The organism is Streptomyces sp. Je 1-4 4N24, from assembly GCF_026239515.1.
In the GTDB taxonomy this organism is placed as follows: Bacteria; Actinomycetota; Actinomycetes; order Streptomycetales; family Streptomycetaceae; genus Streptomyces; species Streptomyces nigrescens.
Genome location: NZ_CP110836.1, coordinates 2,104,073 through 2,115,895 on the forward strand (window position 1 = coordinate 2,104,073; position 11,823 = coordinate 2,115,895).

12 protein-coding genes and 1 pseudogene are annotated in these 11,823 nt (G+C 71.2%); 5 read left to right on the forward strand and 8 right to left on the reverse strand.

Going from position 1 to position 11,823, the window contains the following annotated elements; genetic code table 11:
* Positions 1-4 precede the first annotated feature (4 nt).
* Together SLV14N_RS08955 and SLV14N_RS08960 are read left to right on the forward strand one after the other, a co-directional pair.
* Complete coding sequence (locus SLV14N_RS08955; protein ID WP_263268953.1) at positions 5-1,036, forward strand: LacI family DNA-binding transcriptional regulator; 1,032 nt, start codon at positions 5-7, stop codon at positions 1,034-1,036.
* A gap of 163 nt (positions 1,037-1,199) precedes the next feature.
* Positions 1,200-1,421, forward strand: coding sequence for a hypothetical protein (locus SLV14N_RS08960; RefSeq protein ID WP_263273081.1), 222 nt, complete (start codon positions 1,200-1,202; stop codon positions 1,419-1,421).
* Positions 1,422-1,719: 298 nt separating this feature from the next.
* Here the strand turns inward: SLV14N_RS08960 and SLV14N_RS38975 are convergent.
* The 3 genes and pseudogenes from SLV14N_RS38975 to SLV14N_RS08970 all read right to left on the reverse strand — a co-directional run.
* Positions 1,720-1,815: pseudogene (locus SLV14N_RS38975) on the reverse strand (hypothetical protein); the annotation flags it as partial.
* A gap of 193 nt (positions 1,816-2,008) precedes the next feature.
* The gene (locus SLV14N_RS08965; RefSeq protein WP_263268954.1) at positions 2,009-3,175 is read right to left on the reverse strand and encodes an acyl-CoA dehydrogenase family protein; all 1,167 of its coding nucleotides are present in this window, start codon (positions 3,173-3,175) and stop codon (positions 2,009-2,011) included.
* A 39-nt stretch (positions 3,176-3,214) separates the two neighbouring features.
* The gene (locus SLV14N_RS08970; RefSeq protein ID WP_263268956.1) at positions 3,215-4,399 is read right to left on the reverse strand and encodes a CaiB/BaiF CoA-transferase family protein; all 1,185 of its coding nucleotides are present in this window, start codon (positions 4,397-4,399) and stop codon (positions 3,215-3,217) included.
* 232 nt (positions 4,400-4,631) lie between these two features.
* On the opposite strand from SLV14N_RS08970, the gene SLV14N_RS08975 reads away from it, so the two are divergent.
* Positions 4,632-5,468, forward strand: a complete 837-nt coding sequence (locus tag SLV14N_RS08975; RefSeq protein WP_263268957.1) for an alpha/beta fold hydrolase — start codon at positions 4,632-4,634, stop codon at positions 5,466-5,468.
* A 90-nt stretch (positions 5,469-5,558) separates the two neighbouring features.
* Here SLV14N_RS08975 and SLV14N_RS08980 read toward each other — a convergent pair whose 3' ends face one another.
* From SLV14N_RS08980 to SLV14N_RS08990, 3 genes are all read right to left on the reverse strand, one after another.
* Positions 5,559-6,419, reverse strand: a complete 861-nt coding sequence (locus tag SLV14N_RS08980; RefSeq protein ID WP_208680471.1) for a dienelactone hydrolase family protein — start codon at positions 6,417-6,419, stop codon at positions 5,559-5,561.
* A 164-nt stretch (positions 6,420-6,583) separates the two neighbouring features.
* The gene (locus tag SLV14N_RS08985; protein WP_263268959.1) at positions 6,584-7,282 is read right to left on the reverse strand and encodes a DJ-1/PfpI family protein; all 699 of its coding nucleotides are present in this window, start codon (positions 7,280-7,282) and stop codon (positions 6,584-6,586) included.
* Between the two features lie 187 nt (positions 7,283-7,469).
* Complete coding sequence (locus SLV14N_RS08990; protein WP_208680473.1) at positions 7,470-8,417, reverse strand: GlxA family transcriptional regulator; 948 nt, start codon at positions 8,415-8,417, stop codon at positions 7,470-7,472.
* 243 nt (positions 8,418-8,660) lie between these two features.
* Here SLV14N_RS08990 and SLV14N_RS08995 point away from each other — a divergent pair, with 243 nt between their 5' ends.
* Positions 8,661-8,849: a hypothetical protein gene (locus SLV14N_RS08995; RefSeq protein ID WP_208680474.1), complete on the forward strand. Its 189-nt coding sequence runs from the start codon at positions 8,661-8,663 to the stop codon at positions 8,847-8,849.
* 58 nt (positions 8,850-8,907) lie between these two features.
* Here SLV14N_RS08995 and SLV14N_RS09000 read toward each other — a convergent pair whose 3' ends face one another.
* Together SLV14N_RS09000 and SLV14N_RS09005 are read right to left on the reverse strand one after the other, a co-directional pair.
* Entirely contained in the window at positions 8,908-9,474 is a 567-nt protein-coding gene (locus tag SLV14N_RS09000; protein WP_208680475.1) for a DinB family protein, read from the reverse strand.
* A gap of 240 nt (positions 9,475-9,714) precedes the next feature.
* Entirely contained in the window at positions 9,715-10,704 is a 990-nt protein-coding gene (locus tag SLV14N_RS09005) for a winged helix-turn-helix domain-containing protein (protein WP_263273083.1), read from the reverse strand.
* A 71-nt stretch (positions 10,705-10,775) separates the two neighbouring features.
* Between SLV14N_RS09005 and SLV14N_RS09010 the strand changes: the two genes are divergently transcribed.
* Positions 10,776-11,690: an oxidoreductase gene (locus SLV14N_RS09010; protein ID WP_263268960.1), complete on the forward strand. Its 915-nt coding sequence runs from the start codon at positions 10,776-10,778 to the stop codon at positions 11,688-11,690.
* The last annotated feature ends 133 nt before the right edge of the window (positions 11,691-11,823 follow it).

Genomic DNA, 11,823 nt, shown 5'->3' on the forward strand with positions numbered 1-11,823 from the left:
CGGCATGTCCTCAGCTCAGAGCGAGGCCACGATGGCCGATGTGGCCCATCGGGCGGGGGTTTCGGTATCCACGGTGTCGCGCACTCTGCGCGGACTGTCGACGGTCTCGGACACCACACGCGCCCGGGTGGAGGCGGCGGCCCGCGAGCTCTCGTTCGCGATCACCCGCAGCGCCTCCAGTCTCGTGACCGGCCGCACCGGACGGGTCGCCGTACTCCTCCCGCACCTGGAGTCGTGGTTCCTGAGCGCGGCGCTGGCCGGTATGGCGCCCGCGCTGCGCGAGGCGGGCCTCGACCTGCTGGTCTACAGCGTGGCCGATGTGCGCGAACGCGCCGATTTCTTCGACCGGTTGCCCGCCCGCCGCAATGCCGACGCCCTGCTCGTGGTGAGCTTCTCGCTCTCCCCCGCCGAGCGTGCCCGCCTGGACGACCTGGGGATGCCCCTCGTCTTCGTCAGCCAGCACTCCCCGGGGCGCCCCAGCGTCTACGTGGACGACGCGGACGCCGCGCTGCGGGGCACCCGCCATCTGATCAATCTCGGGCACCGGCGGATCGCGTTCCTGCAGACGGTCGACGCGACGGGCTTCCACTGGAGCAGCAAGAACCGGCTCGCCGGACATCTGCGGGCCCTCGACGAGGCGGGGCTGGAGCACGACGAGGCACTCGTCATGAGCGTGCCGGGCTGGAAGGGCAGCGGGATGGGCGCGGCGGTGGGCCGGCTGCTGAGCCTCCAGGACCCGCCGACCGCTCTGTTCACCGAGACCGACGATATGGCGTTCCGCCTGCTGGCGGCGCTGCGGGAGGCCAATGTCCCGGTCCCCGGGCGGGTTTCGGTCATGGGCTTCGACGACCATGTCATGGCCGGGGTCCTGGGCCTGACGACGCTGGCCCAGCCCGCCGCCGACCTGGGGCGCACCGCCGTACGCCTGGCCCGTTCGGTGATCGACGACTCCGACGGCGCCCACCAGCGCCACATAGTCCTGCCGACCGAACTCGTCCCCCGCGGCAGCACGGGGCCGCCGCCCTCGGGAAGCTAGGCCGCTACCTTGCGGATCAGCCCGCGCCGGCTGATCCGCAAGACACCCCCCGAACCTCCCGCGTACCGGGCCGGCGACGTGCGCCCGGCGAAAACCGCTCGCGGCAGGACGGCGGTGGCCCCACGATGAGGTGCCCAGAGCGGGCATGACAGGGGGTGGACGGGTGTCGAAGGCGCAGGGGTTCACGTATGAGGAGCTGGGCGACGGATCCGTGGTGATGCGCCATCACGGACGTCGGGCGGCGGTGGTGCGGGGCGGCCGGGCCGAGCGGTTCCTGCGGGAAGTGGCATCCGGCGACGCCCAGTTGGTGATGGCCCGATGGACGGGCAACTACCGGCGGGGCAACGAGCGGTCGGCCCGGCAGCATCCGCGGAACGCCGGGTGACGGGGTCCGGGCACCGGCCCCCATCGAGACGTTGGACCGCTCGTCGGCAGAGCTGAACGGCGGGGCGCCGGTCCCGGCGGCGGTGTCCGCGACGGTCTGCGGACAGAGGTGAGGCGCCACCGGAAACCGGTCCCCGGGAACGAGCGAAACCTCTCCGAACCACGCCAGGCGCAGTCTCCCCAGCATCTCGCAACGGGGGGATGCGGTCCCCAGCAGCAAGGCCACCTCCAGTTCTCCCCGGTCGAGCCTGTCGGCGAGCACGGCACTGAGTCCGGTCGCCATCGCACGTCGGCTGCGTCACGCGCAGAGTCTGTGCGGCGCGAGCAAAACCGTTCTCATCGACAACAGCCACGAAGGTGCGCAGAAGTTTCACTTCGATATCACGCTGCAACACGGTCTACCACCTGATCCCGGAGGTATGGCCAAAGCCAGGGCACGCGTACGGTCGGAACACATTGATCGATCAGTTGTGCGACGGAAGAATCAGCCATCGGGCGAATCCAATGCCCGTTTTGTCCGGCGAACTTGACCATTCCGCTACTTTAGGGCGCCCACCTGATTCCACCGGGTGCCGCGTCCGGAGGCCGTCACACGTCAAGACCGCCCCGCTCGACGAGCTGGCCGGCGATCACCTTGCGCTGGATCTCGTTGGTGCCCTCGCCCACGATCATCAGGGGCGCGTCACGGAAATACCGCTCGACATCGAACTCAGTCGAGTATCCGTAACCGCCGTGAATACGCACCGCGTTGAGGGCGATCTGCATCGCGGTCTCGGAGGCGAACAGCTTCGCCATACCGGCCTCCATGTCCACCCGCCGGCCGGCGTCCGCCTCGCGTGCGGCGTGCAGCGTGAGCTGGCGCGCCGCCGAGAGCGAAGTGGCCATGTCCGCCAGGTAGTTGCCGATCGTCTGGTGCCGCCAGATCGGCTTGCCGAACGACTCGCGCTCCTGGGCGTAGGCGAGTGCGTCCTCCAGCGCCGCCCGGCCGACGCCGAGGGCCCGTGCGGCGACCTGGATCCGGCCGGTCTCCAGCCCCTTCATCATCTGGGCGAACCCCTTGCCCGTGACGCCGCCGAGCACGGCACCGGCCGGCGCCCGGTAGTCGTCGAAGGAGAGTTCACAGCTCTCGACGCCCTTGTAGCCGAGCTTGGGCAGGTCGCGGGAGACGGTCAGACCGGGCCCGTGCTCGACGAGGAGGATCGAGATGCCCCGGTGCCTGGGGGTGGCGTCGGGGTCGGTCCTGCACAGCAGGGCGATCAGTCGGGACCGCCGGGAGTTGGTGATCCAGGTCTTCGAGCCGTTGATCACGTAGCCGTCCGGGTCCCTGCGGGCGACGGTGCGCAGGGCCTGGAGGTCGGAGCCGCCGCCGGGTTCGGTCAGGGCCATGGTGGCCCGGATCTCGCCGGTGGCCATCCGGGGGAGGTAGCGGGCCTGCTGTTCCCCGGTGCCGAAGTGCAGCAGCAGCTTCGCGACCACGGTGTGGCCGCCCATGGCACCGGCCAGGCTCATCCAGCCGCGGGCGAGTTCCTCGGTGAGGAGCACATAGCAGGGTGTGGAGACCGGAGTGCCTCCGTACTCCTCGGGGACGGCCAGGCCGAAGATCCCGAGGCGCTTCATCTGCTCGATCAGGGCCGCGGGGTAGGTGTCGGCGTGTTCGAGCTCCCGGGCCACGGGCCGGACGTCCTTGTCGACGAAGCCGCGCACCGTAGCGACGATGGCCCGCTCGTCCTCGGAAAGGGTGTCGAGAGTGCTCATGCTGTGCTGCTCCTTGCCGGCGGCCGCGGGGTGGCTTCGTCAGATGACGTGGTCGGCGCGGAGGCTTTCGATCTCGGCGGTGCCGTGTCCCAGCTCGGCCAGGATCCGCTCGGTGTGTTCGCCGACGGCGGGGACGGCGTCCATGCGCGGGGCGGTGCCGGCGAGGTCGGCCGGCGGCAGGAGCGCCGGCACGGTCCCGCCGGGAATCCCTACATCGCGCCAGCGGCCCCGCTCCCGGAGCACCGGGTGGTCGAGGAACTGCTCGACGCTGTTGACCCCGGCGTTGGCGATGCCCGCGGCGTCCAGCAGCTTCGTCACCTCCCGGCTGTCCGACCGCCGGAACCGCTCGGCCACGATCGCGTTCAGCGCGTCCCGGTGTGCCACCCGGTCCGGGCCGGTGGCGAAGCGCGGATCGTCCACCAGGTCCGGGCGCTCCAGGAACCGCTCGCACAGGGCGGCCCACTCGCGCTCGTTCTGGATGGAGAACAGCACCTCCTGGCCGTCGGCCGCGGTGTAGGCCCCGTACGGTGCGACGGTCGCGTGCTGTGTGCCGAGCCGCGGAGGCTGGGTGCCGCCGAACCGGGTGTAGTAGGCGGGCTGGTGCATCCATTCGGCCAGCGCCTCGAAGAGGGAGACCTCCACGGCGCGTGCGACGCCGCTGACCGCCCGGGTGTACAGGCTGGTCAGGATGCCCGAGTAGGCGTACATACCGGCGGCGATATCGGCGACCGACACCCCCGCACGGGCGGACTCCTCGGCGGTTCCGGTCAGGGACACCAGACCGGTCTGGCACTGGATCAGCAGGTCGTACGCCTTGCGGTCCGCCCAGGGCCCGGAGGTGCCGTAACCGGAGATGGTGCAGGGAATCAGCGAGGTGTGCCGCCCCACCACAGACGCCGCGTCCAGCTCCAGCCGTGCGGCCGCGCCCGGGGCCAGGTTCTGTACGAACACATCGGCGCCGGCGAGCAGCTGCTCCAGGATCTCCCGGCCACGCGACGACTTCAGGTCCAGGGTCAGGGACTCCTTGGACCGGTTGAGCCATACGAAGTAGCTGGACTGCCCCTGCACCGTGGTGTCGTACCGCCGGGCGAAGTCGCCTCCGTCAGGGCGTTCCACCTTGATCACCCGGGCGCCGAGGTCCGCCAGTTGGCGGGTGGCGAAGGGAGCCGCCACGGCCTGCTCGACGCTGACGACGGTGATGCCGGAGAGCGGAAGCTCGGTCATGAGGTGACCTCCAAGGGCTGAGGGGAGCGCGACGGCCCGGCTGCTGCTGCGAGAAGCATGCGATCAGGCGCCGGGCGAGCGCCACCCGGCCGGTGACATCATGAACATGCATGGCAGGGGCAAGAAAAGAGCGAGCACCGATGGTGCCATGCCGGATGAGAACGGACGGTCAGGAGCGAGCGGTGGACGTCAAACGACTGGGCGCTTCGTCCGGGACAACCCGAGGAACGGCATGACAGACCACACTCAGCAGCTCCACACCTCGGCCCGTGCCCAGGACGGCACCGTCCTGGCCTGTCAACGTCACGGCTCCGGCCGCCCGTTGGTGCTCCTTGCCGGACAGGCCAACAACCACCACTGGTGGGACGGTGTGCGCGAGGACTTCCACACCACACACAGCACGGTCACCATGGACTACCGCGGCACCGGAGCAAGCGGCAAACCCGACGGGCCGTACTCCACCCGGCTGTTCGCCGACGATGTGATCGCGGTCCTGGACGACCTGGGTGTCGAGCGGGCCGATGTGTACGGGACCTCCATGGGCGGCCGCGTCGCCCAATGGCTCGCCGCCCGCCACCCGGACCGGGTCGGCCGCCTCGTCCTGGGGTGCACCTCACCCGGCGGCCCGCAGGCGCAGGAGCGGGACGCCTCGGTACGGCGCGCCCTGGCCCAGGCCGATCCGGCGGCGTCGCGGCAGGCCCTCCTCGACCTGATGTACTCCCCTGCCTGGCTGGCGGACCATCCCGGCCCGTACACGACGCTCGGCGACCCCGGGATGCCCCCGCACGCCCGCCGGGGCCATCTGGTGGCCGGCAACGAGCACGACGCCTGGGACGCGCTCCCCCGGATCGGGGCCCCCACCCTGGTGCTGCACGGCGATCAGGACCGGCTCACGCCCGCGGCCAACGCCCCGCTGCTCGCCGCCCGTATCCCCCGGGCCCGGATGCACCTCTTCACCGGCGCACGCCACGCCTACTTCCAGGAATGCCGCCCCCAGGCCGGCCGCCTGGTCAGCGCCTTCCTCTCCGGCCAGGAGGACCCTCCGTTCCCGGAGGCCGGACACAGCTGACCGCGCCGGTCCCCGAAGGCCCGCCGGTGGAGGCCGCGGCCGCCTCGTGCCTCCCGTTCCGCGTGGCCGCCCGTGAGCGTTCCGCTCGCGTCACGCACCTGCCCCCACGCCCTCCGTGTCCGCGAGCGGGCCCTGTTCGAGCAAGCGCGTACGGAAGAGGTCGAGCACCTCGTCCAGCGCCGCGCGGGTCGGCTGGCCCGGTGCGTCGATGAGGTGCTCGGTCAGTACGGAGTGCGGCGACTGCACCGCGTCGGGACGCGCGGCGGAGTCGTCCAGTTCGACGGCGGTGAACGCCTCGCCGAGTTCGCGGCGCAGAAAGGCGAACCGGTCGCCCGGTACGAGCCGGTCCCCGCGGAACCGCAGCCCCATGACCCGAAGCCCCTCGCGCTCACAGCGCCCCCGGACGGTGGCGAGTTCCTCGGCGGAGATATCGGTGGTGCCGCCCCGGCTCTTGGTGAGGGCCAGCGGCAGGGACGGCTGGGACAGGACGGGGGCGAGAAGGCGCTCGTCGGTGGCCATGGCCAGGGCGAAGCCCCCGGTGAGACACATGCCGACGGCCCCGACGCCGGGACCGCCGCAGCGCTGGTGCTCGTGCGCGGCCAGAGCCCGCAGCCAGGTCACCACGGGCGAGGACTTCCCGGTGGCCAGCACAGTGAATTCCCGGCTCACGCACACCTTTCCGATGGACGAGGCCATATAGAGTCCGGCCTTCAGCCGGCCGATGTGCGCGGGATCGGCATCCCGGCCGGGCGTACCGAAGAGCACCGGGAGTACGGCGGTGCAGCCGATGGCCGCCACACGTTCCGCGAACTCCAGCACCTTGGGCGTGATCCCCGGTATTTCCGCCAGCACGATCACGGCGGGCCCCGTGCCACGCCGCAGAATCCGGCGGGTGGTGCCTTCGTGGGTGAAGGTGCCGCGGTCAAAACCCGTCAGGTCATGATCTGCCATGGATACCACCGCTTCGGTCGGTCGCTGGTCGGGGGGCTGGTCCGGTGCGGCTCTCCGGCCGGGTCATCTCGCCCCCGTCCGGCGCCGTTCCCGCGCGAGACTACCCAGCGGATGCCGCTCGTAGGGCCCCATTTAGCGCCGTCCCCGCTCAACTGGCCTGCGGCCTACGCCGCTCGCCACACGGTGCCGCGGCGTTCGTACTCCAGCACCTCTTCGGCGAGGAGGGCGGAGTGCGGTCCGTAGTGGCGCTCGACGAGCCACAGGGCAAGGTCGATACCGGAGGTGACTCCCCCACAGGTAACCAGATCGCCATCGTCGACCACCCGGCCGGCGACCACCTTCCCGCCCGCTTCCGCCAGCTCCTTCTTGGCGATGTGGTGCGTGGTGCAGGGCCGTCCCCCGGTGAGGCCGGCGGCGGAGAGCAGCATCGTCCCGGTGCACACCCCCGCCAGGGTCAGACCGGGCCGGCGAGCCGCGGCCAGCGCCTTGGGCAGGGTGCCGAGGCGGATCTGCTCGCTCACCCCCGACCCCTCCCCGTAGCCGCCTCCGGGCACGATGATCACGTCGGCTGAGCGCGGCGACCACGGTGCCCGGATCACGATCTCCATACCGGACGACGTGGTCACCGTCCCCGGTCCGCCGGCGGTGACGAACGTCTGCTTGAGCCGGTGTGGCTCGATGATGCCGAAGACCTCCACCGGTCCGGCGAAGTCCTGCTCCTCCACGCCGTCGTAGAGCACCGTGTGCACCCGCAGCGGTCCACGACGTGGTTCGGCGGGTGACGCCGGCGCGGTCGTGACCGCTCCGAGACCGAGGCCGGCCGTGGCGACCACGCCGGAGCGAAGAAGATTCCGTCTGTGCATGTCGTACTCCAGAAAGTGCTTGACGACGCGATGTGCCGCCAAGTCTGTCCACGCCGAAGGCCGTGGAACAGTGGCACGACTGCCCATGGTCCGTAAGATCCGGCCAGGTGCCGGCGGCATCGGGGCGGGCTCCCCCGCCACCCGCCACCCGGAAGCCGGGGCCGCGTCCGGGCCCACACCGTCGCCCTCAGCCCTGGAACGTCGCGCGGTAGGAGGTGGGGGTGGTGCCGACATGCCGGGAGAAGTGGTGCCGGAGCGTTTCGGTCGACCCGAACCCCGCCGCGCGGGCGACCCGCTCCATGGTGAGATCGGTCGTCTCCAGCAGCTCTCTCGCCCGCTGCAGACGCCGCTGGAGCAGCCACTGCAGCGGCGTGGTCCCCGTCTGCGCGCGAAACCGCCGGGACAGGCTGCGGCTGCTCATCGCGGCCCGGCGGGCGATGTCGGCGACGGTCAGCGGTTTGTGGAGGTTCTCCTGCATCCACTCCAGGACCGGCCCGAGGTGGTCGGTGTTGCTGAGGGGGTCGCGGTGGTCGATGAACTGCGCCTGGCCGCCGGCTCGCTGCGGCGCCATGACGATCAAGCGGGCGGTACGGGCCGCCGCGGCCGCCCCCAGGTCCCGGCGCACCATGTGCAGGCACAGATCGAGCCCCGCGACGACGCCCGCGGAGGTCAGGATCCGACCGTTGTCGACGAACAGGACGGAGGGGTCCACCTCCACGTCCGGGAAGCGCTGCGCCAGTTGGCCGGCGAACATCCAGTGCGTGGTCGCCCGGTGCCCGTCGAGCAGACCGGCCTTCGCGAGCACGAACGCCCCGGTACAGATCGACGCCACGCGTCCGCCCCGGTCGGCCACCTCGCGTATCAGCCGCACGGCTCGCGGCGACGGCGCCCGGTCCGGGCGGACACCGGGCACGATCACCGTGTCCGCGTCGCGGGCGGCGTCCAGTCCGTACGGCGAGGAGATCCGGAAGGACGGCTGCCGGCCGGCGGTCGCGGTGACCGTCCGCCCCGCACACACCCGCACCTCGTAGGCAGGGCAGCCGTCCGGGTCGTGCGCCATGCCGAACACCTGGCACGGGATGGTCAGATCGAAGGCCGCCACGTCCTCAAGAGCCAGTATGGCAACTGTGTGCATGTGTCCGGAGCTTAGTCCTGGGCCATCTGGGAACCCGCTGCCCGTGCCTCCTGACGGATCGCCAGCCACGTGGTGGTCACCGGCGTGCGCCTTCGGCCGAGCGGCCCGGCAGAAAAGCGGTTGCCCGCTCGTGCCGCGGCACCCAAAGCTGCTCCCAGCACCCCGCGCTGCCGTGCGGGGTACTCGGGACCGGGGAGGAAGCGTGCAGGCACGTCGACGGAGAAGCACGAGGCAGGGCACCTCGTGAGCAGACGGCGGTACGTGGCCAGAGGAGTACCGGGCGGCTACCGGATCTGGGACAACAGAGGGCGTCGCTGGTGGGGCGACCATTACGAACTCTGCCCCGACGACCTCCTCAGTGAACTGAACGGCAAGGCGAACCACGAGAAGATCACCGCACTCCTCAAGCGGTACCGGGCGCAGAAACGCTAAGGGCTGTCCGACGCATCACAGTGCGGCGATCAAGTCCACGGTCACCCCATGGCCCTCGCTACTGGCCCACCCTTCCGTCGACGCACTCGCGCAACAGGTCGGCGTGCCCGCAGTGCCGGGCATACTCCTCGACCCGGTGCACCATCAGCTCCCGTACGGCGATCCCTTCCTTCCCCACACGCTCGCCCAGGTCCGGGTGCTCGGCCAGTGCGGCGTCGGTCGCGGCCTGTTCGCGCTCCAGATCGGAGTACGCCGCATCGACCATGGTCTGCTCGGCGACCGCCCGGTGAAAGTCCGCGTCCTTCTCGCCGTACAGCTTCGGCAGCGGGTCACCGTCGGTGATCCAGTTGCGCCAGTCCCGTTCCGTCTCGGCGAGGTGCCGGACCAGGCCGAGCAGCGACATCGTCGACGGTGGCACCGACCGACGGGCCAGTTGCTCCGCGTCCAGGCCGTCGCACTTCATCCGCAGGGTCCTGCGGTAGTTCGTCAGAAAGTCCTGCAGCGTCGCAAGCTCGCCGTCCGGACCAGGTCCTTCGCTGCGGGGGTCGTCGTCCGGGTCGGCCCACATGTCGGGGTAGACGGTTGCCTTGGTCCATCGCGCGGGTTGGTCACTCATGCGTGGCATGTTCGTCCGTGAAGGCCCACGATCGCCACTGAATTCTCGCTTCGAGGGGACGTCATGTGGCGTCAGGGTGAGGGGCCGGTCTCCAGGCCTCCTGGTCTCCCCTCTTCCCGTCCTCCCGGTCTCCCGTCCTCCCGTCCTCCCGTCCTCCCGGTCTCCCGTCCTCCCGATCTCCCGGTCTCGGCGACGGGGCCCCTCCAGCAGGCCAGGCCGGACCGCGAGGCCCGACCGCGAGGCCGGACCCTAAGGACAGGCCGCCGCGAGGAGGGATTCCGCGGCCCAGGTGCGGGCGTACAACACGGAGCGGCCGGCTCGGTGGGCGCTGACCAGGCCCGCGGCGCGCAGCGCGGTGAGGTGCTGGGAGACCCCGGCCGGGGAGAGCCCGGTGCGGTGGGCCAGTTCGGTGGTGGAGGCCGGGGTTTCCAGTTCGGTCAGCAGCCGGGTCCGCGAACGGCCGAGCACGGCGGCGAGGGCGTCGGTCCCGGCGACGGGGCGGGGTTCCCACAGTGCGCCGACTCCGCGGGCCGGATAGGCGAGTTGGGGTGGTTCCGGCAGCGTCACCCGGGTGAGCAGACCGGGTCCGGTGAAGGCCGAGGGAATCAGCACCAGCCCTGCACCCGCCGTCTTCCGGGACAGGGTCTGCGGCCGGCGGCCCAGACGGAGCGTGTTGTCGTCCCAGCTCACCGAGGGGTGCAGCGCGTTGAAGAGACTGCCCGTGCCCAGCTCGGCCACCTGCCGGGACCGGTGGAAGACATCGGCGTCGAGCACGGCCCGGATCCGCGCCCAGTAGGGGGCGAGCGCCAACTCCCAGTAGGACGCGATCTCTTCCACGACCCGGACGAGCCGGGCCTTCGGCTCGGCGTACAGGCTCCGTGCCCGGGGACCGAGGGAGCCCTGTTCCCGCCTCAGCCAGTCCAGGTCCTGGCGTATCCGGCTGACAGGCGCGGCCAGGATCCGGTCCAGCTCCTCCGGCAAGGTGGGGGCCGACCCGGCCGGTGCCGGGTTGAGGAAGTCGGGAACGTAGCCCGAGGGCGGGACCAGCTCGGCGAGCCAGCCCCGGTCCAGGCCGGCGGCCGCCACCCGTGGCCGTACCTGCTCGGCCCAGCGCCGGTGCACGGGGTGCGCGGAGCCGGAGCGCAGCAGCCGGAAGCTGGTCCCGGCCTCCCACATCGGCGACACGGCGAACCGCATCTGCGCCAGATCGCTCACCGAGAACGCCAGCTCCCCCTGCACGGCCACCCCGAGGATTCACCCATACCTGAATCAATGGCCTTCAGCCTACTGCGGGGAAGATCCTCCCGAGCATGACCTCACAGACGATTACCGCGGCGGCATCGGGTACCTGGAAGCTCGGCGACCTGGAGATCAACCGGATGGGTTTCGGCGCGATGCGCCTGACGCAGCACGGCGAGGCGCTCCGGGCGGACGCCGCTTCGAGCGACCGCGGCCGGGCAATCCGCGTACTGCGCCGCGCAGTTGAGCTCGGTGTGAACCACATCGACACCGCCGCGTTCTACTTCTCGCCACTGCGGTCCGCCAACGAGCTGATCAACCGTGCGCTGGCCCCCTATCCGGATGACCTCGTCATCACCACCAAGGTCGGGCCGGGCCGCGACCCGTCGGGGGCATGGCTGCCGCATGCCACGCCGGAGCAGCTGCGCGGCCAGGTGGAGGAGAACCTGCGCCAGCTCGGCCGTGATCACCTGGATGTGGTCAACCTGCGCATCGCCGGCACCGATTCCCTCGCCGAGCGCTTCGGCGCACTGGCCGAACTGCGCGAGGCCGGGCTCATCCGCCATCTGGGCCTCTCCAATGTCACCCCCGCACACCTCGCCGAGGCCCAGGAGATCGCGCCGGTGGTCTGCGTACAGAACCCGTACGGCATCGGCGCGCGGCCCGAGGACGACGCGTTCCTGCGGAGCTGCGGTGCGCAGGGGGTCGCGTTCGTGCCGTTCTATGCGATTGCCGGTGCCGGGCGGGAGGCGGGCGCGAGTGGTGAGGACCACGACGAGGTGCGCGCCGTCGCGCGGGCGCACGAGGCGAGCGCGGCGCAGGTGCGGCTGGCGTGGACGCTGCACCGCGGGCCGCATGTGCTGGCCATTCCCGGTACCGGCAACCCGGATCACCTGCTCGCCAATGTGGCCGCCGGCGCGCTGCGCCTCTCCGACGGCGAACTGGCCGCCCTGGACCGCCTCCACCGGGGCGGCACATCGGCCTGAGCGCCCCGTGGCGTGCGCTGCCGCTCCGGCGCACCGTCCCCCTCGGCCGAGCGGGCGCGCACGCGGCGGCCACCCCCGTTCCGGATCTGTAACGGTCCAGCCTCAAAGAGTGACTCCGACATTTTCTCAGATT